Below are 26,286 nucleotides of genomic sequence, written 5' to 3'. Positions count from 1 at the left end.
TGAGGGGGCGTCATCGCTGGCCGGGGCGGGTGTCGGTGGTACTTGTCAGACTGTAAGAGTCTTACGGCCTGACCCGTGTGACCAAGGTCCTGGTTCGGGTCAATACCTGTCGAACGTGACACTACTCACTGTTGACGCGAACTCACCCCTATGTGCAAAAATGGGACAACCAGCCCAACTTCACGTGAGCGTGCCCACTTTTGGGTGGTTCTGGAGTCGATGCGTGCTTTGCGGGGAAACGGAGGGTCTGGTCCCCCCATAACCGAATGTCACTATTAGGTGACCGCCCGTTATGAGGTGGTCCATCGCGATCCGTCGGCCTTGAACCCGTGAGGGGTCAATTTTGGCGGTTTGGTCGATAGGGCTGGACGGATGGTGTAGTTGTAGACACCAGGACAAGCCGTTCGTCCTATAACCGACTCGGCCCGTCTATGCCATTTCGGGCATCGCGGGCCAAGGTGCAGAATTTGAAGGATAGAACCGCCCTGGTTCGGTTCTCCCGAGGAGGCCGCTCATGACCGCTCGTACCCCCGATGCCGAGCCCCTGCTGACTCCGGCAGAGGTCGCCACCATGTTCCGTGTGGATCCCAAGACCGTGACCCGCTGGGCTAAGGCCGGCAAGCTCACGTCGATCCGCACGCTGGGCGGCCATCGCCGTTACCGTGAGGCGGAGGTGCGCGCCCTGCTGGCCGGTATTCCGGCGCAGCGCACCGAGGCCTGACCGGCCGAACGCTCAAGGCTCTTTCGAAGGGGCTGCTTACCGGACTCCGCCGGGTCCGGTAAGCAGCCCCTTTGTTTGTTCCGACGGGCCCGGGCGCAGTTCGTCCACGGCACTCCCGTGCTCGTGCGATCCATCCGGAATGTTGAACTCCGGATAACGATTTGAGGGAGAAGAGGTGGGGGGGATTTACTGTGAATAGCAGTACAATTTTACATATTAAATTAGCCCCTTCCGGGAAGGGGGCCCGAAGGGCCGGTTCCCGGGAATGTCGGGTGACGACCATCACACGCATAGTCACTTGTGGTCTAGACCTAGTCCGGGTAAAAGGGCCGGCCCGGCAAACGCGAAAGGCCCGGAACCAAACGGTTCCGGGCCTTTCGACTACGGCGATCCCGACGGGACTTGAACCCGCGACCTCCACCTTGACAGGGTGGCGAGCTAACCAACTGCTCCACGGGACCAGAGTGTTCCTGATCCGTCCGCTCCGCTTGTCCTTGTCGGCCGCGCTGCGAACAAGACAGATCGTAGCCCATGTGGGGCCCCCAGGTCGAACCGGCTCCGAACCGGCTCCCGAGGGCCCCCGGCGCAGCTCAGAGCGTGGCCCTGGCCGCCTCCATCGCCTTGGTGATCCGCTTCTCCGAGACCGGCGACGGCGTGCCGAGACCCTGGGCGAAGAAGCTGACCCGCAGCTCCTCGATCATCCAGCGGATCGCCCGCACCTCCGGGGAGGGCTCCCGCCCGGCCGGGACGGCCGCCAGCAGCTCCCCGTAGGCCTGCTGGACCTGCTGCACCTTCAGCAGCTGCTGGGCGTCCCGCTGCGGGTGGTTGGGCAGCGCCTCCAGCCGGCGGTCCACCGCCAGCAGGTAGCGCTTGAGGTCCGGCAGCCGCTGCCAGCCGGTCTCGGTGACGAAGCCCGGGTGCACCAGCGAGGCCAGGTGCAGCCGGATGTCGTTCACCGCGTTCAGCAGCACCGGGCTGCTCACCGACTTCAGCCGGGTCGACGCCTTGTGGAAGGCGATCAGCGCGGTGGCCGTCTTCAGCGTGGTGTCCGCCGAGAGGTCGTACAGATCGGCCCGGACCTTGTCGCGCAGCACGCCGAACGCCGCCTCGTCCCAGGCCGGTCCGCCGGCGAGCGTCATCAGCCGGTCGGCGGCGCAGGCCACCACGTCCTCGAAGAGCGCCGGGATCGAGCCGTGCGGGTTGTACGACAGCGCGAGCTTGGCCTGGTTGCCCAGCCGGCCCTGGATCGACTTGGCGGGCGAGGTGGTGGAGAGCATCAGCAGCCGCCGGGTGCCCTCCCACATCGCCTGCTCCTGCGCCTGCGGGGTGTCGAACAGCCGGATGCCGACCGTCTCCCGCTCGTCCACCAAGGCCGGGTAGGCGCGCAGCGCGTGGCCGCGGGAACGCTGCTCGAAGGTGCGCTGCAGCACCGGCAGCCCCTCCGGCCAGCCGGTCAGCCCGGACTGCTCGATGCCCCGGCCGGAGGCGGCCGAGGAGAGCGTCTCCTTCAGCTTCGGGTTGAGCCGCTGCCGCAGCTCCTCCAGGTCCTTGGACTCGGCGAGCTTCTTGCGGCCGTCCACCACCCGGAAGGTCACCTTGAGGTGCTCCGGGACCCGTTCCTCGTCCCAGGCCTCCGGCGGCACGGTGACCGCCGTCAGGCGCTTCAGGGCGTGCTCCAGGGCCGGCAGCAGCGGTTCCTGGCGCTCCTGGTGGTTCCTCAGGTCGCGCAGCGCGGCGCGGGCGAAGTCCGGGGCGGGCACGAAGTTGCGCCGCACCGCCTTGGGCAGCGCCTTGATCCAGGCGGTGACCAGCTCCTCGCGCAGGCCCGGGATCTGCCAGTCGAAGCCCTCCGCGGTGACCTGGTTGAGCACCGGCAGCGGGATGTGCACGGTCACGCCGTCCGCGTCGCTGCCCGGCTCGAACTGGTAGGTGAGCTGGAAGCGGAGCTTGCCCTGCTGCCAGTGGTCCGGGTAGTCGGCCTCGGTGACGCCGTCGGCGGCGTCGTTGATCAGCATCGACTTCTCGAAGTTGAGCAGATCGGGCTGGTCCCGGCGGGCCTGCTTCCACCAGGAGTCGAAGTGCCGGGTGGAGACGATGTCGTCGGGCAGCCGGCCGTCGTAGAACTCGAACAGGGTCTGGTCGTCGACCAGGATGTCCCGGCGGCGGGCCCGGTTCTCCAGCTCCTCGACCTCGCTGAGCAGCTTGCGGTTCTCGGCGAAGAAGCGGTGGTGGGTCTCCCAGTCGCCCTCGACCAGCGCGTTGCGGATGAACAGCTCGCGACAGAGCTCCGGGTCGATCCGGCCGTAGTTGACCTTCCGCTGCGCGACCACGGGCACCCCGTAGAGGGTGACCTTCTCGTACGCCAGGACGGCCCCGGACTTCTTCTCCCAGTGCGGCTCGCTGTAGTTGCGCTTCACCAGGTGGCCGGCCAGCGGCTCGACCCACTCCGGCTCGATCTTCGCGTTGATCCGGGCCCAGAGCCGGGAGGTCTCCACCAGCTCGGCGGACATCACCCAGCGCGGCGGCTTCTTGAACAGGCCGGAGCCGGGGAAGACCGCGAACCGGGCGCCGCGCGCGCCGCCGTACTCGCGTTTCTCCACGTCGAACAGGCCGATGTGCGAGAGCAGGCCGGCCAGCAGCGACTGGTGGATCCGGTCGGCGTCCGGCTCGGCGTCGTCGTGCGCCTCCTCGATGGTGACGCCGAGCTGCTTGGCGACCGTGCGCAGCTGGGAGTAGATGTCCTGCCACTCCCGTATCCGCAGGTAGTTGAGGAACTCGGCCTTGCACATCCGGCGGAACGCGGAGGAGGACAGCTCGCGCTGCTGCTCCCGCACGTAGCGCCACATCGACAGGAAGGAGAGGAAGTCGGAGGTCTCGGAGGTGAAGCGGCGGTGCCGCTCGTCGGCGGCCTGGCGCTTCTCGGCGGGGCGCTCGCGCGGGTCCTGGATGGAGAGCGCGGCGGCGATCACCATGACGTCGCGCACGCAGCCGTTCCGGTCCGCCTCCAGGACCATCCGGGCCATCCGCGGGTCCACCGGGAGCTGGGACAGCTTGCGGCCGAGCGGGGTGAGCCGCTTGCGGACGTCCTTCTCCTCCGGGTCGAGCGCGCCGAGCTCGTGCAGGAGGCTGATGCCGTCCTTGATGTTGCGGGAGTCCGGCGGGTCCAGGAACGGGAAGGCGGCGATGTCGCCGAGGCCGGCGGCGGTCATCTGGAGGATGACCGAGGCCAGGTTGGTGCGCAGGATCTCGGCGTCGGTGAACTCGGGGCGGGAGAGGAAGTCCTCCTCCGAGTAGAGCCGGATGCAGATGCCGTCCGAGGTGCGGCCGCAGCGGCCCTTGCGCTGGTTGGCGCTGGCCTGGCTGATCGCCTCGATCGGCAGCCGCTGGACCTTGGTGCGGTGGCTGTAGCGGGAGATCCGGGCGGTGCCGGGGTCGATCACGTACTTGATGCCGGGGACGGTGAGGCTGGTCTCGGCGACGTTGGTGGCCAGCACGATCCGGCGGGAGTGCGAGCGCTGGAAGACCTTGTGCTGCTCGGCGGAGCTCAGCCGGGCGTAGAGCGGCAGGATCTCGGTGCTCTTGAGCTTGAGCTTGGTGAGCGCGTCGGCGGTGTCGCGGATCTCGCGCTCGCCGGAGAGGAAGACCAGGATGTCGCCCGGGCCCTCGGCCTGGAGCTCCTCGGCGGCCTCGCAGATCGCCTGGATCTGGTCGCGGTCGCGGTCCGCCTCGTCGGCGTCGCCGTCCTCGTCGCCCTCGTCCACGACCGGGCGGTAGCGGACCTCGACCGGGTAGGTGCGGCCGGAGACCTCGACGATCGGGGCGTCCTCGAAGTGCCGGGAGAACCGCTCCGGGTCGATGGTCGCGGAGGTGATGATCACCTTGAGGTCGGGGCGGCGGGGCAGCAGCTGCTTGAGGTAGCCGAGCAGGAAGTCGATGTTGAGGCTGCGCTCATGGGCCTCGTCGATGATCAGGGTGTCGTACTGGCGCAGCTCGCGGTCGGTCTGGATCTCGGCGAGCAGGATGCCGTCGGTCATCAGCTTGACCAGGGTGTCCGGGCCGACCTGGTCGGTGAACCGGACCTTCCAGCCGACCGCCTCGCCGAGCGGGCTGCGCAGCTCCTCGGCGACCCGCTCGGCCACCGTGCGGGCGGCGATCCGGCGGGGCTGGGTGTGGCCGACCAGGCCGCGCACGCCGCGGCCCAGCTCCAGGCAGATCTTGGGGATCTGGGTCGTCTTGCCGGAGCCGGTCTCGCCCGCCACGATCACCACCTGGTGATCGCGGACGGCTTCGAGGATCTCGTCCTTCTTCTGGCTGACCGGCAGCTCGGCGGGGTAGTCGATGGCGGGCACGGCGGCGCGGCGGCGCTCGACCACCAGCTCGGCCCTGGCGACGTCGGCGGCGATCTCGGCGGCGATCTTCGCGCGCGCCTCGGGTTTGCGGACCCGGCGCGCGCCGTCCAGCCGGCGGCCGATCCGCACCTGGTCGCGCAGGGTCAGCTCGGGCAGGCGCGCGGCCAGCTCGCCGATGCCGGGCCCCTCGCTCCGGGCGGACTCGGCGGCGGACTGGACTGCGGGAGAACTCACGGCGGGCATCCCTCTAGGTTCGCAAGGAGATGCGGTCGGGCGCACCTCGGTTTTCGAGCGACTCCAGTGTCACAGGGGACGCCGGTCCGCTGCCAACGGCGGCCCGGGACGCCGTCGGCACCGTCCGGAGCGGGCCGGCCGCGGTGCGTGAGGAGCGGCCGGGCTCACCTCGTCAGGAGGAAGACCAGCGTGCCGAGCGGGACGAGGACGAGCGCGACGAGGTAGCCGGCCACCGTGGGCGGGATCCGGTCCCGCAGCTGCCTCCGGGGCCGGACCCGGCCGGACTCCTCGGTGCTCAGCTCCCACCGGGCGAGGATGCGGCGGTACTGCTCCTCGAAGTCCGGGGAGGGGTGGAGGGGGCTGTCCGCCAGCCCGGGGAGCGCGCGGCGGCAGCCGTCGGCGAGGAACATCCGCACCTGGGACGCGGTCCCGCCCTCGGCCTTGGTGGTCCGCACGTCGATCCAGCGGATCTCCTGCCAGGGGTGGGTGCGTCCGCGCCCGAAGCCCCAGCAGACGGTGATGCCCCCGGGCCCGACCGCGCTGAAGCTCCGCCGGGCGAGCGCCAGGCCGAGGCCGATGAAGGCGAAGGTGCCGCCGGCGAGCCACAGGGCGCCGGTGAGGCCCAGGCCGCGGATGGTGGCGGCGGCCTCGACGGCCGGGACGAGGAGCACCAGGGCCAGGTGCGCGGGGGACGGGCGGTAGCGGTCCCGCCCGCGGAAGACCAGTTCGCCTGCGTCCGGTGCCCCGGGTCCGGACCCGGCCGGCGTCACCACTTGTGGATCACGATCACGGGGACGACGGTGCCGATCACGACGATGGCCACCAGGGCGACCAGCTGGGAGGTCGGCAGGTCGAGGAACTTCTTCGGCGGTCGCACCCGGGCGGCGGGCTCGGTGCTGAGGTGCCACCAGTTGCGCACCCGCCACACCTGCTCGTCGAAGTCGGGCGAGGGGTGCGAGTGGTCCTGGACGAGCCCGGTCAGGAAGCGGCTGCGGCCGTTGGCGAAGTGGATCTGGAGCATGCGGCACGGCCCGAACCGGCTCTCCGTCTCGTACACCTCCATCCACCGGACGTCCTGCCAGGGATAGGTGCGGCCGCGGCGGCGGACGGGGCCGTGGATGGTGATCCCGGCGGGGCCGACCGTGCTCCACGAGTCGCGGGCCACCAGGCGGGGGACGGAGAGAACGGCGATGCCGCCGGTCATCCAGAGGAGGGTCGTGGTGCCGAGGTCGTACACGACCCGGGCGCCGGCGATGGCCGCGGCCATCCCGAACCAGATGGCGAAACTCCAGGACCAGTGGTACCGGTCCTTCGAGCGGAAGGTCAGTTCGTCCACGGTCGAAACCCTACGCCCCGGGTGATCATGTGTCATCACCCGGGGCGGGAACTGTTGTTGGGGCGCTGATCAGCCTTCCTGGAGGACGAAGTCGCGGACCAGGCGGGACCACTCGGCGCCCTGCTCGTAGACGACGACGTGACCGCTGTCGATCTCCGCGTAGGTGCTGCCGGTGATGGCGTCGGCGAGCTCGCGGGAGAGCCCGACCGGGACGGTGGCGTCCTGGGTGCAGCCGATCACCAGGGTGCGGGCGGTGATCCGGGGCAGCAGCGGGCGGATGTCGGCGCGCAGGTTGAGGTCGATGTGGCGCAGCGCGCCCTCGGTGGGCTGGTTGCCCTTGATGATGCCTTCGAGCGCGGCGTGGTCCAGCGAGTTGAGGTGGTCGCGGCTGAACGCGGTCAGGGTGCCGAATCGGCCGAAGGCGTCGGCGTCGCCGCGGATGGCCTGCCAGGTGGTCATGTGGTTGCGCAGGTAGGCGTCGTCCGGGCGGCTCCAGCCGGAGGTGAGCACCAGGCTGCGCACCAGCTCGGGGCGCAGGGCGGCGAGGGTGGCGGCGACCACCGAGCCGAGCGAGAAGCCGACCACGTCGGCCGGGCCGTCGCCGGCCGCCTCGATCACGGCGGCGATCTGCTCGGCGAGCAGTTCGGGGGTGAGCTCGCGGCCGTCGTCCTCGGTGTCGCCGCAGCCGGCGAAGTCCGGCAGCAGGACGGTGCGGACGTCGGTGAAGTCACCGGTGAGGTGACCGAAGGTGCCCGCGGCGCCGAAGCCGGTGCCGTGCACGAAGATCAGGGGAGGGTGGCCGGAGCCCGCCACGGTGTAGGAGACGCGGGCGCTGGGGCTTTCGACGATGGGCATGGCGGAGGTTCTCCTCGGGGAAGCGGAACGGAAGGGCGGACGGAAGGCTGAACGGGTAGCGGAACGGAGCCGGGGCGGGGTCGGTCAGGCCAGGCTCTTCGCGGCACCGTCGTCGACGGCGTCCGCGGCCGGGCGGGGAGCGCGGTCGAAGCCGAGTGCGACCAGGACCAGGGCGACGATGCCGCCGGTGGCGACCAGGACGGCGGTGCGCAGGCCGTCGGTGGTGGCCGAGCGCAGTGCCTCGCCGGTCAGGCCCTCGGTGCCGGCGTTGGCGATCGCCACCAGGGCGCCGAGGCCGACCGCGCTGCCGACCTGCTGGCCGGTGGAGACGATGCCGGAGGCGATGCCCTGCTCGTAGGGGTGCACCCCGGTCGAGGAGGCGGCGAACATCGTGGTGAAGATGACGCCCTGGCAGACGCTGAGCACCACCAGGCCGGGCAGCAGGGCGACGTAGCTGCCGTCCGGCTCCATGGCCAGCGCCGCCGCGGCGGTGCCGAGCGCGCCGAACAGGTAGGAGGCGATCAGCGTGTTGCGGGCGCCGAAGCGGGTGGCGAGCCGGCCGCCCAGCATCGAGCCGAGGAAGCCGCAGGCCATCGGGATCAGGAAGGCGACGCCGGTGCGCAGCGCGCTGTACTCGTGCACGGTCTGGAAGTAGACGGTCAGGAAGTACAGCAGGGTGCCGAAGCTCGCCATGAACAGGAAGGTGGTGAGCACGCCGGTGGACAGGTTGCGGTTGCGGAAGAGCCGCAGCGGCATCAGCGGGTCGCCGGCCCGGGACTCGATCGCCACGAAGGCGGCGAGCAGGCCGAGGCCGAGCACGGCGGTGATCAGCACCAGCGGCGAGGTCCAGCCGGAGGCGGGTGCCTGGACCAGGGTGAAGACCACCAGGGTGGCGCCGGCGGTGGAGGTCAGCGCGCCGGGCAGGTCGAAGGAGCGGCCGCTCTCGCGCGGGCCGTCGGCGGCGATCAGCCGGGGCGCGAGCAGGGCGGCGCCGCCGGCCAGCGGCACGTTGACGTAGAAGACCGCCTGCCAGCCGAAGGCCTCGGTGAGCACCCCGCCGGCCAGCGATCCGATGATCATGCCGCTGGCGCCGGCCGCCGCCCAGACCGACAGGGCCCGGTTGCGCTCGCGGCCCTCGGCGAAGCCGGTGACCACCAGGGCGAGGGTGGCGGGGAACAGGAAGGCGCCGCCGAGGCCCTGCAGGGCGCGGGCCGCGACCAGCAGGCCGGGGACGTTGGCCAGGCCGCCGAGCAGCGAGGAGCCGGCGTACAGCAGCAGGCCGAGGACGAACATCCGGCGGCGGCCGAAGAGGTCGGAGGCCCGGCCGCCGAAGAGCAGGAAGCCGCCGAAGGCGACCGCGTAGGCGCTGACCACCCACTGCAGGGTCTGTGCGGAGAAGCCGAGGCCGCTGCCGATCTCCGGGAGCGCCACGTAGACGATGTTGTAGTCGATCGAGACGATCAACTGGGCGAACGCCAGCAGGGCCAGCAGGAGGCCCGAGCGGCGCGGCCCGGCGGCCTGCTCGGCGCCGGCGGACGGGGACATGGGGGAGCCTTTCGGTGGCGGTCGGGGGGAGCGTCGGCCAGGGGCGTGCGGGGCGTGCGGGGCGTGCGGGAGGTGCGGGGGGACGCGGGGCGAGCCGTCACGGCCCGGGGGTCAGGACGACCCGTCGGCCGTTCAGCTCGCCCTTCTCCAGCCGCTGGTGGGTCTCGCCGGCGGCGCTCAGCGGATGGATCTCCAGGGCCCGCGGGCGCAGCCGGCCGGCCGCGAGCAGCCGGTTGACGGCGACCGCGGCCTCGGCGAGCTCGGCGGTGGTGGCGTGCGAGATGACGAACCCGCGGATCGAGCCGTCCTTCATGTAGAGCCGGCCGGCGGGCAGTTCGGGGCGGGAGCGGGCGCCGGCGAGCAGCACGATCCGGCCGCGCGGGGCGAGCAGGTCGACGGCGGTGGCGAGGTCGTTGGTGCCGGAGGTGTCGAGGTGGACGTCGATGCCGCCGGGGCAGGCGGCGCGGAGCAGGTCGGGCAGGTCGGGGGCGCGGTAGTCGAGCACCTCGGCGGCGCCGAGGGCCCGGCAGTGCCCGGCGTCGCCGGGGCTCGCGGTGGCGACCACCCGGGCGCCGGCCTCGGCGGCCAGCACGATCAGGGCGCCGCCGACGTTGCCGCCCCCGCCGCCGACCAGCACGGTCTCGCCGGTGCGCAGCCCGCCGTGGGTGAACAGGGCGAGGTACGCGGTGGCCGCGGGGTGGACGACGGCGACGGCCTCGGCCGGGTCGGTGTCCGGGGGCAGGTGGTAGAGCCGGTCGGCGGGGACGGCCGCGCGCTCGGCCGCCGCGCCCTGCCGGCCCTGGTGGCCGAGGCTGTTGCTCCAGACCCGGTCACCGGGGGTGAAGCCGGGGGCGCCGGGGCCGGCCCTGACCACCGTGCCCACGAGGTCCCGCCCGATCACGAACGGGAAGGGCAGGGCGGTCGGGAAGAGCCCCGAGCGGACGAAGATGTCGACCGGGTTGACCGACACGGCGGTCACCTCGACCAGGACGTCGGTGGGGCCGGGGACCGGCTCGGGCACCTCGCCGTGACGGATGACGGTGGCCGGTCCGAGCTGCGGAATGAACGCTGCACGCATGGGGCCGATCCTGCGGGAGATGCGCACGGGCGGCGTCGGATCGCGGCATCGTTCGTCAACTCCCTTGTCTCGGAAGGAAAGCAGGGTGTGGACGGGTTGTCCCCCGACCTGACATAGATGCTACACCGATCGGTGCAATCTCTCATCTGCACGGAGTAGTTTACTTGGTCTGCGGGTGGGGCCGGCCTGCCTCCGTCCCCACCCATCGCCCGACCCCAAGGACGGAACCATGGCCACCGACCGACTCCTCGCCCAGCCGGGACCGAGACCCGCCGGCGGGAGCGGACCGGGCACGACGCGCCCAGCCGCCGTCCGTCTGCCGTCCCTGACCGGCCTGCGCTTCCCCGCCGCCCTCGCGGTCTTCGCCTACCACGCGGCGCTGCCGATCCCCACCCTGCGGTTCTTCGCCGACGACCGCGCCGAGTACCGCTTCACCGACCTCGCCGACCAGGCCGGCGGCCTCGGCGTGGCCTTCTTCTTCGTGCTCAGCGGCTTCGTGCTGACCTGGTCGGCCCGCCCCGGAGACACCGCGACCGGGTTCTGGCGGCGGCGCCTGGTCAAGATCGTCCCGAACTACGTGGTCACCTGGGCGCTGGCCCTGGTGCTGTTCGCGGGTGCCTACACCCCGGTCCGCACCGCGGTGCTCAACCTGCTGATGGTGCAGGTCTGGATACCCGACTTCAACACCTACTTCAGCGTCGACCCGCCGAGCTGGTCGCTCGGCGCCGAGCTGGTCTTCTACCTCTCCTTCCCGCTGCTGCACCGGGCGCTGCGCGCGATCCGCCCCGAGCGGCTGCCGTACTGGATAGCCGGGGCGGTCGCCGCCGTCGTCGCCACCCCCGCCCTCGCCTACCTGCTGCTGCCCGACACCCCCGGCGTTCCCGGGGGCTACGGGGCCTCGGTCTCCCAGTACTGGTTCGCCTACGTGCTCCCGCCGGTGCGGATGGTCGACTTCGCGCTCGGCATCCTGGTCGCGCTCGCGGTGCGCTCCGGCCGCTGGCGCGACATCGGCATGGTCTGGTCCGGCGTGCTGCTGGTGGCCGGCTACGCCGCCACCCGCTGGATGCCCTACCTGTACGCCCAGCGGGCCCTCACCGTGCTGCCGATCGCGCTGCTGGTCGCGGCCACCGCGATCGCCGACCGGGACGGCCGGTTCACCCCCTTCCGCAACCGGACGATGACCTGGCTCGGCGAGATCTCCTTCGCCTTCTACCTGCTGCACTTCGTCGTGCTGACCGAGCTGCGCGACCTGCTCGGCACCCGGATGTACTCCACCGTCGAGGGTGTCGGCCTGCTGTTGCTCGCCATCGCGGTGACCGTGCTGCTCTCCTGGGTGCTGTACCGGCTGGTCGAGGCGCCGATCACCCGGCGGTTCTCCGCCCCGCGCCGCAAGCCGGCCGGGACGGCCGCGGCGCCGTCCTCCGCGTCACCCTCGTCCTCCTCGTCCTCCTCGTCCTCCCCGTCCCCCTGACCTTCCCGACCGACGTTCAGAAAGCGAGCCGTACCCATGGGCAAGATCCTCGTCACCGGGGCGACCGGCCAGGTCGGCGCCGAGGTGCTGGCGCACCTGCTGGCGGCCGGCGCCGACGTCCGGGCCGGCGCCCGGACCCCGGAGAAGCTGACGCCGCCGGCCCCGGCCGACACCGCCGTGCTCGACCTCACCGACCCCGACACCTACGGCCCGGCGCTGGCCGGGGTGGAGAAGGTGTTCCTCTACGCCGTTCCGCAGAGCACGGCCGGCTTCCTCGCCGCGGCGAAGGAGGCGGGCGTGCGGCACGTCGTGGTGCTCTCCTCGCAGACCGTGGTGGAGTCCTTCCCGGTGCAGAAGCCGATCGTCGAGATGCACCGCGCGGTCGAGGAGGCGGTGCTCGCCTCCGGGATCCCGCACACCTTCCTGCGGCCGCACAACTTCGCCACCAACATCCTGATGTGGGGCTGGCCGGAGTCGATCCGGGCCGAGGGGCGGATCCGCTTCCCGTACCCGGAGTCGCACAGCGACGCGATCCACGAGAAGGACATCGCCGCGGTCGCGGCGGCCGTGCTCACCGGGGCGGGCCACGAGGGGCAGGCGTACTTCCTCAGCGGCCCGGTCTCGATCACCCAGCGCGAGCAGCTGGCGGCGCTGTCCGAGGCGCTCGGACGGCCGCTGGAGTTCGAGGAGCTGACCGAGGCCGAGGCGCGCGAGGCGCTCGCCCCGATCGTCCCGGTCTGGGTGATGGACGCGGTGGTCGGCTACTGGGCCGGCTCCGACGGCGTCCCCACCGAGGTGTCCGACACGGTGGAGCGGCTCACCGGCCGCCCGGCCCGGACCTTCGCCGAGTGGGCCCGCGACCACGCCGCGGACTTCACCGCCTGAGTGCCCGACCCGGGCCCGCCACCGGGGCCCGCCGTACCGGAATGCGGATCCGCCGCACCGGTCGGCGGGACCCCGGTGGCCGGGCCACCACCGACCGCGCCGGACGGGTGGGCCGCGCACCTTAGCGGGACGGGGCGCGAAGCCTAGGGTCTGGACACGGACCCCGGCCGTGAGTACGGCGCAGCCACACCGCGATTCGAGGGGGGACCGATGAGCGGAACAGCCATGACCCGACCGCTGCCGGTGGAGCCGCAGGCCCCGCCGGAGGACGGCCGGTTGCTCGACGCCTCGCACGAGGTGCTGCTCAAGGAGCTGTGCGGGGTGCTGTTCGCCTCGCTCCCGCGCAGCGACCAGCGCCGCAAGGGCGCGCAGTACCTGCGCGGACTGCTCGGCGCGAGCGGACGCAAGTCGATCCGCAACATCGCCACCATGGTCGGCGGTCCGGCCGCCGAGCAGAGCCTGCACCACTTCATCACCAGCTCCACCTGGGACTGGGGCCCGGTCCGCCAGGCGCTTGCCCAGCACCTCGCCCGGATCGCCCCGCCGCAGGCCTACGTGCTGCGGCCGATGGTCGTCCCGAAGGCCGGCGACCACTCGGTGGGCGTGGACCGCCGCTTCATCCCGGCCCTCGGCCAGGTGCTCAACGCCCAGCAGGCGGTGGGCGTCTGGGCCGCCTCGGAGAGCTTCAGCGGGCCGGTCAACTGGCGGCTGCACCTGCCGCGCACCTGGCTGGAGGACGCGCCGCGGCGCAGCCAGGCCCTGATCCCGGACGAGGTGGACGCGGAGAGCCTCGGCGACTGCGCGCTGGAGGCGGTGCTCGGCCTGCCCGCCCGCTGGGGCCTGCCGGCCCGCCCGGTGGTCGCGGACGCCCGGGACGCCGACGGGCTGCGGATGGTGCGCCGGATGCGGGCCGAGCGGGTGCCGATGCTGGTCCGGGTGAACGGCTCCTTCCCGCTGCGGCCGGTGGCGCCGCTGCCCGGCCACCCGGCCGGGCCCGGGCCGGCCTGCCAACTGCTCACCGCCGCCCGGGAGCTGCGCCGGCCGGTGGTCTGGTCGGACGCGGCGGGCGCGCTGCGCGCCGGGCTGGTGGCCGCGGTGCGGGTGCGTCCGGCCTGGCCGGGGCCCGCCCGGGCGGACCGGGGGCGGCGCGGCGGCGCGGACCTGCTGTTGCTCGGGGTGGGCACGGTCGGCGGGCGCTGGCCGGCCGAGCTGTGGCTCACCGACCTGGTGGACCTGCCACCGGCCGGGCTGGTGCGGCTGGCCCGGCTGGCCGAGCGGGTGGACCGGGACTTCACCCGGACCGCCGACCGGGTCGGGGTGCGGGACTTCGCCGGGCGCTCGTTCGGCGGCTGGCACCGGCACATCACGCTGGCCTCGGCGGCGCACGCGGTGGCGGTGCTGGCCCGCGGCGACGACCGGCCGTGAGCCCCGGGCGGGCGTCAGCCGCCCGGGCCGGGGTGGCCGTTGCGGCTGTCGCTCGGGCCCCGGGCGTCGCGGGTGTTCTGGGTGTCCCGGGTGTTCTGGCTGTCGAGGGCGTCGGGGCTGTCCGACCCGTCGCGGGAGTCGCGGCCGTCCCGGCCCTCGCGCCCCTCGCGACCGTCCCGGGTGTTCCGGGTGTTGCGGTCGAGCAGTACCCGGCGCACCCGGCAGAGCTTGAGCGCCAGCTGGATCTCGAAGGAGCGCTCGGGCTTCAGCCAGTCCGGGCCGAGCAGTTCGCCGATCCGCTCCAGCCGCCGGGCCACCGTGTTGGGGTGCACGTGCAGCCGCTGCGCCGCGTGGGTCGGGCTGTTGCCGGTCTCGAACCAGGCCTGCAGGGTGCGGGTCAGCTCGGTGAGCCGCTGCCGGTCGTAGTCGAGGACCGGCCCGACGGCCGACTCGATGAACCCGTCGATGTCATGGTTGTCCGCCAACAGAACGCCCACGAACCCGAGTTCGCGCGCGGAGGCGGCACGGCCGACGGCGCCCAGCGAGGTCATCGCGTCCAGGCAGCGCAGCGCCTCGCGGTAGCCGTGCAGGACCGAGGTCGGGTCGCAGACCGGCCCGGCCGCGCCGACCGTCACCGGCAGGCCGAGCAGCGGGGTGAGCTCCTCGGCGACCGCCCTGGCGGCCCGGCCCGGATCGGCGCCGGGCAGCAGCAGTACCGCCCGGCCGTTGTGCACCCGTTTGAGGCCGCCCATCCGGTGGGCGTACAGGCCGGCCCAGGTCGCCGTCCGCCCCTGGGCCTCGCCCTCGGGCCGGGCGACCACCAGGACGTGCTCGGCGGACAGGTCGATGCCCAGCCGGCGGGCCCGCGCGGCCAGTTGCTGGGGCGGGCGCTGCGGGTTGCTGAGCAGTTCGTCGAGCAGCTCGTCGCGGACCGGGCGGGCCGGGGCGGCCGACCGCTCGCCCTCCAGCAGCAGGGCGACCGCGAGGGCCTGCGCGACGCTCTGGCAGAACTCCGCGGCCCGTTCGGCACGTTGGCCGGACGGGCGGGCGAGCAGGGTGCCGAGGTCGGTCGAACCGGCGCGCACCGGGGTGGCCCAGAGCGGTCCGGCCAGCCGGACCGGACGCCCGGCCGCGTGGGTGTCGACGGCGGTGGCCAGCACGGTCGGCTCGTCGAGCTCGGGCAGCTCGCCGGCCGAGGCGAGCACGGTGCCGTCGCTGGCGTACACCCGCAGGCCCAGGTCGAGCCGGCGGCCGGCGTCCCGGACCAGGGCGTGCGGGTCGCGGCCGGAGAGCGCCAGGTCGACCAGGCTCCGGTGCACCTCGGCGAGTTCACCGGCCGGGTCCGCCCGGTCCGTGCCGCCCGAACCGTCCGTGCCGCCCGAACCGCCCGAACCGTCCGTGCCGCCCGGACGGCCCGCCTCGTCCGAACGGTCCGCCGGGGCGACCGGCCGGCCCGGCGGACCGGCGGGCGCCCGGGAGGCCCGCTCCAGCAGCCGGGCCTTCTCGATCGCCACCCCGGCGAGGTCGCCGAGCGCGGCCATCAGCGAGATCTCGTCGGTGGTGAAGTAGCGCACCGCGCGCTCGGCGACGTACAGCGTGCCGAACGGCCGGCCGCGGTGGCCCAGCGGGACGGCCATCACGGCCCGCAGCCCCTCGGCGCGGATCGTCGCGTCGACCACCGGGCTGCGCCGGATCCGCTCGTCGGCGAGGTAGTCCGGGGTCCAGAACGGCCCCGGGTCGGCCGGTACGCCGCCGCCCAGGCCGAAGCCGTCGGGCACGGCCAGGCCGGCCCGCAGCGACCCGCAGGTGCCGTCGGTGGTGCGGATCCGCACCGGCTCCGGCCCCGGCTCGCCGCCGGGCGGTTCGGTGGTGGTCAGGCAGGACAGGTCGGCGCCCAGCAGCAGCCGGGCCCGGCGGGTGATCACCCGCAGCAGGCTGTCCAGTTCGTAGGGCAGGGCCAGGTCGCGGGCGGTGTCGGCGAGCGCGGTCAGCCCGGCCTCGCGCCGGCGGCGGCGCTGGGACTGGGAGCGGATGGACAGACCGAGCTGCTCGATCCGGCAGAGCGCCGCCCGTTCCCGGGCGGACTCGCAACCCCGCCGGGCCTGCTCGACCAGCTCCGCCACCTCGGCGGCCGGCGCCTCGCTGGCCAGCAGTTCCAGGACGTTGAACGCGATTGAGTCGGCCGACCGTCGCGTCATGACCTTCCCTCCCCCAGGCCCTCCTGGACGAAGGAGTGCGTGACGGCCTGCTGATCGGAAGGTATGCGGGGGCGGTTGGTCCCGTCAAGAACGGGTCCGGGCGCCCGCCGGGGGCACATGCCAAGGCGGTGACGGCCAGTCAGCCCTCCGGCGCGATCAGCTCAGTCGGGCCGGTTCCGGATCGCCGGACAGGCCGGCCGGGCGGCCCTCGACGGCGGTGTGCAGCCGCCGCCAGTGCTCGACCAGCCCGGGGACGCTCTCCTCCTCCAGCCGCCGGGCCACCGCGCCGTAGTCGATGCCGAGCCGGCCCAGCCGGTCGAGCACCGCGCGGGCCGCCTCGTGCCGGCCGAGCAGGGTGTCGCCCTCCAGCCGGAGCTTGCGGACCGCCTCCTCCAGCACCGGCCGGGTCATCGCGTGCGCGGTGCCCCAGGACACCAGCCCGGCCACGTACCGGGCCTGCGCGGCGGCCCCGCCGAGCGCCGAGTCGGTCCACAGCAGCCGCTGCGGGCGCGCCCCCGAGGCGCGCAGGGTGCGCCAGCGGCCGTCGCCGAGCCGGTCCTCGTAGGCCCGGTACATCAGCCGGGCCGCGGCCTGCGCGGTGAGGCCGCGCAGCGCCGCGGCGTCCGGCCCGGGGATCGCGGCGAGCCGCCGGTCGATCTCCCGGTCGACCCGGCCGACCGGCAGCGAGGCCACCGAGGCGATGCCGGCCAGCCGGTGGCCGGCCGCCAGCGCCTGCTCCAGACCGTCGAAGTAGGCGTCCACCACCTGCCCGTAGCGCCGCACCGAGTAGAGGCCGGTGGCGTGCACGCCGAGCCCCAGGCCCAGGCAGTCGCGGATCGCGGTCAGCCCGGCGGGGGTGGCCGGAATCTTCACCAGCAGGTTGGGCCGGTCCACCGCGCGGGCCAGTTCGACGGCCTCCGCGACGGTCGCGGCCGGATCGTGGGCCAGCCGCGGGTCCAGGTCGGCGGAGACCAGGCCGTCGTGGCCGTGGGTGGTGCGGAAGACGCCGAGGAACTCCTCGCAGACCAGCCGCAGGTCGTGCACGGTGGCGGCCCAGACCGAGCCCTCGGGGGAGACGTGGTGGCCGGCCAGCCGGGCCAACTGGTCGGCGTAGGCCGGATCGTGCCGCAGCGGGCCGGCCAGCAGGGCGGGGTTGGTGGTGGCGCCGCGCAGACCCCTGCGCTCGATCAGCCGGCCGAGCAGGCCCGAGGCGGCCAGACCGCGGTGGATCCCGTCCAGCCAGGGTGAGACGCCCTCGGAGATCAGCGGCCGCAGGTCTCCGGTGCGGGGCGAGGCGGCCGGCGGCTTCTTCACTGCGGGATCACTGCTCCTCGGCTCTGCGACGGACCGCAAACGGGCCGTGGACCGAGGATAGGGAGCAATTCGTGCCCGGAAAAGCGAGTCCTCCGGTCAATGTCAGGTCGGGACCGGTGAAGTGATCGGCGAGTATTTGATGGAGTCCGCCGCCACCTGACGAAGTGCCGGGAACTCCGTTGGCCGCTCGCCGGTCCACGGTCAACGATCAGGGGAACGCCGCGCCGTCGCCCCCGAGGAGTTCACCGCCGTGACCACCATTGCCGTCATCTATTACTCGTCGACCGGAAATGTCGCCAGGCTGGCCGAGGCGGCGGCCGACGCCGCCGGGAAGGCGGGCGCCGAGGTGCGGCTGCGCCGGATCGCGGACCTGCCGGACGACACCTACGTGCCGGGCACCGAGGAGGCCGCCCGGGAGCTGCGGGTCCGTACCGCGGACGTGCCCGAGGCCACCCTCGACGACCTGGCCTGGGCGGACGGCATCCTGATCGGCACCCCGGTGCGGTTCGGCCTGCCGGCCGCGCCGGTGCTGCGGTTCGTCGACTCGACGGCGCCGCTGTCGATCCCCGGCGGGCTGGCCGACAAGGCGGTCTCCGCGTTCACCTCGGGCTCGGCGCCGCGCGGCGGCCACGAGACGACGATCCTCGCGCTGCACAACGCCTTCTGCCACTGGGGCTCGCTGATCCTGGCCACCGGCTCCACCGACCCGGTGCTGTTCCGCCCCAACAACGGCAACCCGTACGGGGCCAGCGCGGTCTCCCGCAACGTGCCAGGTCAGGTGCACGAGGAGAACATCGCCGCCGTCGAGTTCCAGGCCCGCCGGGTGGTCCGGGTGGCCGGACTGGTCCGCGGCCTCGCCGACTAGCGACCGGACGGGTCCGCCCACCCGGGAGGGAGAGCACAGTGCACGACCCGCTCGCGGCCGCCCTCGCCGGCCGCCCCGCCGGGCAGCAGCCCGATTGGCCGGATCCGGTCGAACTCGCCGCCGTCCGAAAAGAGTTGGCCGACCGACCGGCCCTGGTGGAAGCCGCCGGGGTGCACCGGCTGCGCGCCCTGCTCGCCCGGGTCGCGTTGGGCCGCGCGCACGTCCTGCAGGCCGGCGACTGCGCCGAGGACCCCCAGGAGAGCAGCTCCGGGGACGTCGCCCGCAAAGCCGCGCTGCTCGACCTGCTGGCCGGCCGGCTGAAGCTCACCACGCACCGCCCGGTGGTGCGGATCGGCCGGATCGGCGGCCAGTACGCCAAGCCCCGTTCGCGCCCCACCGAGCTGTGCGACGGCGTCGAACTCCCGGTCTACCGAGGCCATCTGGTCAACGGCCCGGAACCCGACCGGGCCCGGCGCACCCCGGACCCGCGCCGGCTGACGGCCGGCTACGAGGCGGCCCGGCGGGTGATGGACCACCTCGGCCGGCTCGCCCCCGGCGAACCGGCCGCCGTCGGGCCGCCGCCGTGGACCAGCCACGAGGCGCTGCTGCTGGACTACGAACTGCCGCTGCTGCGCCGGGACGAGCGGGGCCGGCCGCTGCTCGCCTCCACCCACTTCCCGTGGATCGGCGAGCGGACCCGCGACCCCGACGGCGCCCATGTCGCGCTGCTCGCCCGGGTGGTGAACCCGGTCGGCTGCAAGGTCGGCCCGGCCACCACCGCCGAGGAGCTGCTGCGGCTGTGCGCCCTGCTCGACCCGGGCCGCGAGCCCGGCCGGCTCACCCTGATCGCCCGGCTCGGCGCGGACCGGGTCGCCGAGGTCCTGCCCGGGCTGGTCCGCGCCGTCCGCACGGCCGGGCACCCGGTGGTCTGGCTCAGCGACCCGATGCACGGCAACACCGTCCCCGGGCCGGACGGGCTGAAGACCCGGCTGGTGCCGGCACTGGTGCGGGAGGTCGAGGCCTTCCAGCAGGCCGTCCGCGCCGAGGGCGGCGTCGACGGGGGACTGCACCTGGAGACCACCCCGGACGACGTCACCGAGTGCGCCGACGACGGGTCGGGACTGGCCCGGGTCGGCGACAAGTACACGAGCCTGTGCGACCCGAGGCTCAACCCGGGCCAGGCGCTCGCCGTGGTGTCCGCCTGGCGCCCCTGAGGCCCGGTCCCGGCCGGAGTCCGGGTCCGGTCCCGGCCCGCACCCGAGTCCGGGCCCGGGCACCGCACCACCCCGTTCCGTCCCGTGCACCACCCCAACCCACCCGCGGCCCACGCCCCCGGGCCGCGTCCCCCAGGGAGGTCCGCACATGAGAAACAAGGTGGCATTCGTCACCGGCGCGGCGGGCGGCATCGGCGCCGCCGTGGTCCGGCTGCTGGCCGAGCGCGGTGCGCTCGTCGCGGCCGTGGACCGGGACGCCGAGCGCCTCGCCGAGCTCGCCGGCAAGCTGACCGCCGAGGGCCGCACGGTGGCCGCGATCCCCGCCGACGTCACCGACAGCGCCTCCGTCGAGGCGGCCGTCGAGGCCGCCGAGCAGCGGCTGGGACCGCTCGACCACCTGGTCAACAACGCCGGGGTGCTGCGGCTCGGCGCGATCCGCGACCTCAGCGACGAGGACTGGCGGACCACCTTCGCGATCAACGCCGAGGGTGTCTTCCGGGTCTCCCGGGCGGTGGTCCGCCGGATGATCCCGCGCGGGCACGGCGCGATCGTCACGGTGGCCTCCAACGCGGGCCTCGTCCCGCGCACCGAGATGGCGGCCTACGCGGCCTCCAAGGCGGCGGCCACCCACTTCACCCGCAGCCTGGGCCTGGAGGTGGCCCGGTACGGCATCCGCTGCAACGTGGTCGCGCCCGGCTCCACCGACACCCCGATGCTCAGCGCCATGTGGTCGGACGGCGAGGCCGGGCGGGCCGCTACCGTCGCCGGGCTGCCGTCCGCCTACAAGGTCGGCATCCCGCTCGGCAAGCTGGGCCGCCCCGAGGACGTCGCGCACGCGGTGGCCTTCCTGCTCTCCGACGAGGCCGGCCACGTCACCCTGCACGCGCTCACGGTGGACGGGGGTGCCGGGCTCGGTGCGTAGCGACCGACCGTCCCCGCTGGACCGGGTGCTGGCCGACCGGCCGCCCGCGTTCGCGCTGCTGCACCGGCCGGAGGCCACCGGCCCCGGCCTGGTGGAGCTGCTGATCGGCGAGGTGTCCGCCCCGGCGGTGCTGGCCGACCTGCCGCTGTCCGAGGAGCCCGAGGAGCCCGAGGAGTCCGGGGAGCCGGGGCCGCCCGGGGAACCGGCCGGCGAGCGGCACGAGCTGCTCGCCCTGGTCCCCTACCGGCAGATCGCCGAGCGCGGCTTCGAGGCCCCGGACGACGGCGCCCCGCTGCTCGCGCTGACCGTCACCGAACAGGCCGTGCTGCCGCTCGCCGACCTGCTCGCCCGGCTCCCGGACGGGCCGATCGAGCTGACCGGCGGCGGCTTCGACCTCGGCGACGAGGAGTACGCGCAGACCGTCCGCCGGGTGGTCGCGGAGGAGATCGGCGAGGGCACCGGCGCCAACTTCGTGCTCAAGCGCTCCTACCTGGCCGGCGTCGGCGGGGACGCCGCGTCCGCCGCGCTCACCCTGTTCGGCCGGCTGCTGCGGCGGGAGAGCGGTGCCTACTGGACCTTCCTGGTGCACACCGGGGAGCGGACGCTGGTCGGCGCCACCCCCGAGCGGCACATCAGCGTGCACGGCGGACGGGCGGTGATGAACCCGATCAGCGGCACCTACCGCTATCCGGAGCGCGGCCCGGACCTCGACGGGCTGATGGACTTCCTGGCCGACCGCAAGGAGAGCGAGGAGCTCTCCATGGTGCTCGACGAGGAGCTCAAGATGATGGCCCGGATCTGCCCGGGCGGCGGCCGGGTGGTCGGCCCGTACCTCAAGGAGATGGCCCGGCTCGCGCACACCGAGTACTTCATCGAGGGCCGCACCGGCCGGGACCCGCGCGAGGTGCTGCGCGAGACGCTGTTCGCGCCGACGGTGACCGGCAGCCCGTTGGAGTCCGCCGCCCGGGTGATCGCCAAGTACGAGCCCGGCGGCCGGGGTTACTACAGCGGGGTGGCCGCGCTGATCGGCCGGGACGCGGCCGGCGGGCGGACCCTGGACTCCGGCATCCTGATCCGCACCGCCGAGATCGCGCCCGGCGGCCGGCTGCGGATCGGCGTCGGGGCGACCCTGGTGCGGCACTCCGACCCGCTCTCCGAGGTGGCCGAGACCAGGGCCAAGGCGGCCGGCCTGCTGGCCGCGCTGACCGAGGGCGGCCGGGACCGGTTCGCCGCGCACCCGCGGGTGCGGGCGGCGCTGGCCGGTCGCAACGGGGGTCTGGCGGACTTCTGGCTGGCCGGGGACGCGGAGCGGGCCAGGCCGCGCCCCGGGCTGGTCGGGCGGCGGGTGCTGGTGGTGGACGCCGAGGACACCTTCACCGCGATGATCGGCCACCAGCTGCGGGCGCTCGGCCTGGAGGTCGAGGTCCGCCGGTTCGACGAGCCGTACGCGCTCGCCGGGACGGACCTGGTGGTGCTCGGGCCGGGGCCCGGCGACCCGCGCGACACCGCGCACCCGAAGATCGCCCATCTCCGCGCGGCGGTCCGGGAGTTGCTGGCCGCGCGGCGGCCCTTCCTGGCGGTCTGCCTGAGCCACCAGGTGCTCAGCGCCGAGCTGGGGCTGCCGCTGGTCCGCCGCGCGGTGCCCAACCAGGGCGTGCAGCGCGCGATCGACCTGTTCGGTGCCGCCGAGCGGGTCGGCTTCTACAACACCTTCGCCGCCTCCTGGGAAGCCGACGCGGGCGCTGCGGCGGCGTGGTTCGAGGCGCCCGGGGTCGGCCCGGTGTGGATCGCCCGGGATGCCACGACCGGCGAGGTGCACGCGCTGCGCGGACCGGGCTTCGCCTCGGTGCAGTTCCACGCCGAGTCGGTGCTCACCCGCGACGGCGTGCGGATCACCGGTGATCTGATCGAACACGCGTTGGTATTACCGTCCGCCGAGCGGAAAGCGCCGGAAGGGCCGGAATTCCCCTGACGAGTCGTACACGTCCCCCAACCGTTCCACCTGGAAAAGCATTACCGGAGCCGGAAAACCCCGGCGGAACCACCGCAACCACCGCAATCACCGACAAGGAGATCACCGTGCTGGACGACGCCTTGGTGGACGCGTATCTCGCCCGGATCGGCGCCGAACGGCCCGAGCGGGCCGACCTCGCCGCGCTCACCCGCCTCCAGGAGCGGCACGTGCTGTCCGTGCCGTTCGAGAACCTCGGCTACCACCTCGACGAGCCCGTCCACATGGACGAGCAGGTCCTCGACAAGATCGTCCGCCAGCACCGCGGCGGCGGCTGCTACGAGGTGAACCCGGCCTTCTCGTTCCTGCTCACCGCCCTCGGCTACCCGGTGGAGATCCTCCCCGGCCGGGTCCACCGCCCCGGCGGCACGCTCGGCGCAGCCCTGTGCCACCTCGCCCTGCGGGTCACCGTGGACGGCGAGCAGTGGCTGGTCGACACCGGCTTCGGCCGCAACAGCCGCCACCCGCTGCGGCTGGCCTCCCGCGAGGTCCAGCACGACCCGGACGGCGAGTTCCAGCTGGTCGACGTCGAGGGCGGCGGCTTCGACGTGCTGCTGAACGGCAGGCCGCTGTACCGGCTGGACGACCGCCCGGTGCGGATCGAGGACTTCCGCCCGACCCTCTGGTGGTACCGCACCGCGCCCGAATCGCCCTTCCTGCAGGACGTGTTCTGCACCCTGCGGACCGAGGACGGCCGGATCACCCTCAAGGGCAACCAGCTCTCCACGCTGGCCGGCGGGGAGCGCAGCACCCAGGAGTTCGCCGGCGACGCCGCCGTGCTGGAGGCCTACAAGACCCACTTCGGCTTCAGCCTCGACCGGCTGCCCGCCCAGCCCGCCGGCGGCGTGACCGCCGGCGTCCAGACGGGATGACCTCCGCCATGACCTCCGCGACCCCGCCGACCGACCCGGCCCGGCTGCCCGCCGTCTTCGCCGAGGCCTTCAACACCGGCGACCCGGCCGCCGTCGAGCCGCTCTTCGAACCAGGCGCCGCCTTCGTCGACCGTCCCGGCACGGTGCTCACCGGCGACGACCGGCGCGCCGCCGTCGCCGGCTTCCTGGCCCTCGGCCTGCCGATCCGCATCGAACTCCGGCACTGCTACACCACCGGCGACCTCGCCCTGCTGATCGGCGACTACCTGATCGAGGGCGAGGACCCGGACGGCAACCCGTTCCGCTCCGCGGGCACCGCCACCGACGTCGCCCGGCGCGGCGCCGACGGCCGCTGGCGCTACGCCATCGACAACCCGCCCGGCACCGACCGCCTCCCCGAGGAGGGACCCCAGTGACCCCTGTTCCGGAAAGCCCTGTCCTGGAAGGGCCCGGCCCGCTGCCCGACCCCCTGCTCGACCTGCCCTTCGACGCCGGCCCCGACCCGGACGCCTACCTGCGCGCCGCGATGCGCTGGCACTTCTCCCCGGAGACCGGCTCCCCGTTCTGGCTCGCCCGGGCCGGCTCGCTCGGCTTCGACCCGCTCACCGACGTCACCACCCACGCCGACCTCGCGAAGTTCCCCAACCTCGCCAACGAACTGCGCACCGCCCGGGTCGAGGACCTCCTGCCGCGCGGCTACGGCGGGCGCGCCGAGGTGGTCGGCGTCTACGAGAGCGGCGGCACCACCGGCGCGCCCAAGCGGATCCTGCTGCTGCGCGACTGGCTGGACCGGCTGCTCGGCTGGTCCAGCGCCCAGCTCGACCTGCACGGCGTGCCGCAGGACGTCAACTGGCTGGTCGTCGGGCCCACCGGCCCGCACATGGTCGGCGACGTCATCAAGGCGCAGACCGCGCTGCGCGGCGGCCTCGCCTTCACCGTCGACCTCGACCCGCGCTGGGTCAAGAAGCTGATCTCGGCGGGCCGCGGCGAGGAGGCCGCCGCCTACGCCGAGCACATCGTCGACCAGGTCGCCTTCGTGCTGGAGACCCAGGACGTCGGCGTGCTGCTCTGCACCCCGCCGGTGCTGGAGCGGATCGCCCGCCGGGACGACCTGGCCCGGCTGGTGGACGAGAAGGTCCGGGCGATCAACTGGGTCGGCACCCAGCTGGACCCGGACACCCGCCACCTCTACCGCACCGAGGTCTTCCCGAAGGCCGTGCTCTACAGCGGCTACGGCTCGACCATGATCCTCGGCAACGCCAGCGAGCGTCCCGGGCTGACCGACGACGACCCCTGCGTCTACGACCCCTTCGCGCCGTACATGAGCTTCGGCGTGGTCGACCCGGAGACCGGGCGGACGGTGGAGTACGGCGAGCGCGGCCAGGTGGTGATGCACCACGTCTCCAAGGGGCTGCTGGTGCCCAACAACCTGGAGCGCGACCTCGCCACCCGGATCCCCGCGCCGCCCGGACAGCCCGGGGACTCGGTCGCGGACATCGCGCCGGTCCGGGAGTTCGAGGACGAGACGGTCGTCGAGGGGGTGTACTGATGACGGAGCAGTCCCGGCCCTCGCAGCCGTCCCCCCTGCTGCAGCTGGACGCGCTCGGCCCCGGCGAGCCGTACCGGGCCCGCAAGCGGACCGTGGTGGGCGACGTCACCGGCGCGCCGTTCGCCGAACTCAGCCTGGTGCCACGGCTGTTCGTCAGCCGCGCGATGCGCGCCCTGCACGCCGCCGAGCCGCTGCCGGCCGAGGAGCGGTCCGCCGCGCTCGCCCGGGCCGGGCGGATCTTCCTCACCGAGCGCATCGACGGCCTGGACCTCGACGGCTACCAGCGCGCCGTGGCCCGGGTCTCCGGGGTGCCGATCGGGGTGGTCCGGGAGGCCGTCCGGGCCATCGCCGACTCCGCCGAGAAGGCCGGCTGGGCCGCCCAGCAGGCCCGCCCGGCCGGGGCGGTGGCCGACTGGCGGGACAGCGCGACGCGCCGCGGCAGCGCGGTGTGGACCAGGCGCGGCGAGGTGTTCGCCGTCCACGCGGCCGGCAACCACCCGGGCCCGCACGGCCTCTGGCTGGAGGCGCTGGCGCTCGGCTACCGGGTCGCCGTCCGGCCCTCGCGGCGCGAACCGCTCACCCCGCACCGGCTGGTCACCGCGCTGCGGCTGGCCGGCTTCGGCTCCGACCAGGTGGTGCTGCTGCCCACCGACCACGATGTCGCCGACGAACTGCTGGCCGGCGCCGACCTCGGCATGGTCTACGGCGGCGACGACGTGGTCCGCAAGTACGCCGGCAGCACCGTGCTGCCGCAGGGCCCGGGGCGCTCCAAGATCCTGATCACCCGGGACACCGACTGGCGGGAGCACCTGGACACCGTCGTCGACTCGATCGCCCACCAGGGCGGGGTGGCCTGCATCAACGCCACCGCCGTGCTGGTCGAGGGCGACCCGGCGCCGCTGGCGGCGGCGATCGCCGAACGGCTCTCCGCGCTGCCCACCCTGCCGCCGGAGGACGAGAAGGCGGTGCTCTCCGTCCAGCCGGTCGCCGAGGCCCGGGCGATCGAGGCGTACCTGCTGCGCCGGGCGGCCGGCACCCGGGCCTGGCTCGGCGGTGACGGCGTGGTGGCCGAACTCGGCGACGGCAGCGCGGTGCTGCGCCCGGCGGTGCACCAGCTGGACCGGCCGGACGCCGAGCAGGCCGGGATCGAACTCGCCTTCCCCTGCGTCTGGGTGGCGCCGTGGAGCCCGGAGGCCGGGGTCGCGCCGCTGCGCGACTCGCTGGTGCTGACCGCGCTCACCGGGGACGACGAGCTGTTCGACCGGCTGCTGCGCGAGCCGAGCATCGCCAACGTCTACCGGGGCGACCACCCGACGTACTGGATCCGGCCGGGTGTGCCGCACGACGGCTACCTCGGGGAGTTCCTGATGCGGACCAAGACCGTCATCCGCTGAGCGGACCGGGGTCCCGGGGGCTCACCGCCCCCGGGACCCCGGCCGCCC

The 26,286-nt window shown here is 73.8% G+C and carries 20 protein-coding genes and 1 tRNA gene; 12 read left to right on the top strand and 9 right to left on the bottom strand.

The annotated features are described in order from the left end of the window. Positions 1-514 precede the first annotated feature (514 nt). Positions 515-721, top strand: coding sequence for a developmental transcriptional regulator BldC (gene bldC, locus ACFU9E_RS24430; protein WP_014137253.1), 207 nt, complete (start codon positions 515-517; stop codon positions 719-721). A 387-nt stretch (positions 722-1,108) separates the two neighbouring features. Here the strand turns inward: bldC and ACFU9E_RS24425 are convergent. The 7 genes from ACFU9E_RS24425 to ACFU9E_RS24395 all read right to left on the bottom strand — a co-directional run bounded on the left by ACFU9E_RS24425 (position 1,109) and on the right by ACFU9E_RS24395 (position 10,118). Then, positions 1,109-1,182, bottom strand: a tRNA-Asp gene (locus ACFU9E_RS24425). Between the two features lie 129 nt (positions 1,183-1,311). Further along, the gene (gene hrpA, locus ACFU9E_RS24420) at positions 1,312-5,313 is read right to left on the bottom strand and encodes an ATP-dependent RNA helicase HrpA (RefSeq protein WP_380685292.1); all 4,002 of its coding nucleotides are present in this window, start codon (positions 5,311-5,313) and stop codon (positions 1,312-1,314) included. 155 nt (positions 5,314-5,468) lie between these two features. Then, positions 5,469-6,074, bottom strand: coding sequence for a hypothetical protein (locus ACFU9E_RS24415; protein WP_380685294.1), 606 nt, complete (start codon positions 6,072-6,074; stop codon positions 5,469-5,471). After that, entirely contained in the window at positions 6,071-6,640 is a 570-nt protein-coding gene (locus tag ACFU9E_RS24410; protein ID WP_380685296.1) for a hypothetical protein, read from the bottom strand. Before ACFU9E_RS24410 ends, ACFU9E_RS24415 begins: the two co-directional genes overlap by 4 nt. A 69-nt stretch (positions 6,641-6,709) precedes the next feature. Then, positions 6,710-7,495: an alpha/beta fold hydrolase gene (locus ACFU9E_RS24405; protein ID WP_380715339.1), complete on the bottom strand. Its 786-nt coding sequence runs from the start codon at positions 7,493-7,495 to the stop codon at positions 6,710-6,712. Positions 7,496-7,579: 84 nt separating this feature from the next. Then, positions 7,580-9,040, bottom strand: a complete 1,461-nt coding sequence (locus ACFU9E_RS24400; protein WP_380686555.1) for an MFS transporter — start codon at positions 9,038-9,040, stop codon at positions 7,580-7,582. 97 nt (positions 9,041-9,137) lie between these two features. Further along, positions 9,138-10,118, bottom strand: a complete 981-nt coding sequence (locus tag ACFU9E_RS24395) for an NADPH:quinone reductase (protein ID WP_380686557.1) — start codon at positions 10,116-10,118, stop codon at positions 9,138-9,140. A 229-nt stretch (positions 10,119-10,347) separates the two neighbouring features. Here ACFU9E_RS24395 and ACFU9E_RS24390 point away from each other — a divergent pair, with 229 nt between their 5' ends. From ACFU9E_RS24390 to ACFU9E_RS24380, 3 genes are all read left to right on the top strand, one after another. After that, positions 10,348-11,589 (top strand): acyltransferase family protein, encoded by a 1,242-nt coding sequence (locus tag ACFU9E_RS24390; RefSeq protein WP_380686559.1) that lies wholly within the window; start codon positions 10,348-10,350, stop codon positions 11,587-11,589. Between the two features lie 36 nt (positions 11,590-11,625). After that, a complete protein-coding gene (locus tag ACFU9E_RS24385; protein WP_380686561.1) occupies positions 11,626-12,474 on the top strand; it encodes an NAD(P)H-binding protein in 849 nt (282 codons plus the stop codon). A gap of 225 nt (positions 12,475-12,699) precedes the next feature. Next, positions 12,700-13,899 (top strand): IS701 family transposase, encoded by a 1,200-nt coding sequence (locus tag ACFU9E_RS24380; RefSeq protein WP_380686563.1) that lies wholly within the window; start codon positions 12,700-12,702, stop codon positions 13,897-13,899. A 14-nt stretch (positions 13,900-13,913) separates the two neighbouring features. On the opposite strand, the gene ACFU9E_RS24375 is transcribed toward ACFU9E_RS24380, so the two are convergent. Together ACFU9E_RS24375 and ACFU9E_RS24370 are read right to left on the bottom strand one after the other, a co-directional pair. Further along, positions 13,914-16,097, bottom strand: coding sequence for a helix-turn-helix domain-containing protein (locus ACFU9E_RS24375; protein WP_380715338.1), 2,184 nt, complete (start codon positions 16,095-16,097; stop codon positions 13,914-13,916). Positions 16,098-16,253: 156 nt separating this feature from the next. Further along, a complete protein-coding gene (locus ACFU9E_RS24370; protein ID WP_380685095.1) occupies positions 16,254-17,411 on the bottom strand; it encodes a transaldolase family protein in 1,158 nt (385 codons plus the stop codon). A 250-nt stretch (positions 17,412-17,661) separates the two neighbouring features. Between ACFU9E_RS24370 and ACFU9E_RS24365 the strand changes: the two genes are divergently transcribed. The 8 genes from ACFU9E_RS24365 (at position 17,662) to ACFU9E_RS24330 (ending at position 26,238) form a co-directional block, all read left to right on the top strand. Then, positions 17,662-18,276, top strand: a complete 615-nt coding sequence (locus tag ACFU9E_RS24365; RefSeq protein WP_355362139.1) for an NAD(P)H-dependent oxidoreductase — start codon at positions 17,662-17,664, stop codon at positions 18,274-18,276. A gap of 38 nt (positions 18,277-18,314) precedes the next feature. Beyond that, entirely contained in the window at positions 18,315-19,490 is a 1,176-nt protein-coding gene (locus ACFU9E_RS24360; protein ID WP_380685094.1) for a 3-deoxy-7-phosphoheptulonate synthase, read from the top strand. Positions 19,491-19,638: 148 nt separating this feature from the next. After that, the gene (locus ACFU9E_RS24355) at positions 19,639-20,412 is read left to right on the top strand and encodes a 2,3-dihydro-2,3-dihydroxybenzoate dehydrogenase (RefSeq protein ID WP_380685093.1); all 774 of its coding nucleotides are present in this window, start codon (positions 19,639-19,641) and stop codon (positions 20,410-20,412) included. Next, positions 20,405-22,384 carry an anthranilate synthase family protein gene (locus ACFU9E_RS24350; RefSeq protein WP_380685092.1) on the top strand — a complete coding sequence of 660 codons (1,980 nt, stop codon included), beginning with the start codon at positions 20,405-20,407 and terminating at the stop codon, positions 22,382-22,384. The genes ACFU9E_RS24355 and ACFU9E_RS24350 overlap by 8 nt, the downstream gene beginning before the upstream one ends. Before the next feature lie 107 nt (positions 22,385-22,491). Then, positions 22,492-23,295, top strand: coding sequence for an arylamine N-acetyltransferase (locus tag ACFU9E_RS24345; RefSeq protein WP_380685091.1), 804 nt, complete (start codon positions 22,492-22,494; stop codon positions 23,293-23,295). A gap of 8 nt (positions 23,296-23,303) precedes the next feature. Beyond that, on the top strand, positions 23,304-23,711 hold the full coding sequence (locus ACFU9E_RS24340) for a DUF4440 domain-containing protein (RefSeq protein WP_355362129.1): 408 nt from the start codon (positions 23,304-23,306) through the stop codon (positions 23,709-23,711). Further along, complete coding sequence (locus ACFU9E_RS24335; RefSeq protein WP_380685090.1) at positions 23,708-24,844, top strand: phenazine antibiotic biosynthesis protein; 1,137 nt, start codon at positions 23,708-23,710, stop codon at positions 24,842-24,844. Before ACFU9E_RS24340 ends, ACFU9E_RS24335 begins: the two co-directional genes overlap by 4 nt. Further along, positions 24,844-26,238 carry an aldehyde dehydrogenase family protein gene (locus ACFU9E_RS24330; protein WP_380685089.1) on the top strand — a complete coding sequence of 465 codons (1,395 nt, stop codon included), beginning with the start codon at positions 24,844-24,846 and terminating at the stop codon, positions 26,236-26,238. The genes ACFU9E_RS24335 and ACFU9E_RS24330 overlap by 1 nt, the downstream gene beginning before the upstream one ends. Positions 26,239-26,286: the final 48 nt, after the last annotated feature.

It is taken from the genome of Kitasatospora sp. NPDC057595 (genome assembly GCF_042800875.1).
GTDB lineage: Bacteria > Actinomycetota > Actinomycetes > Streptomycetales > Streptomycetaceae > Kitasatospora.
The sequence above is the reverse complement of the archived record's forward strand: the minus strand, read 5'-3'. Positions and strand labels throughout refer to the sequence as shown.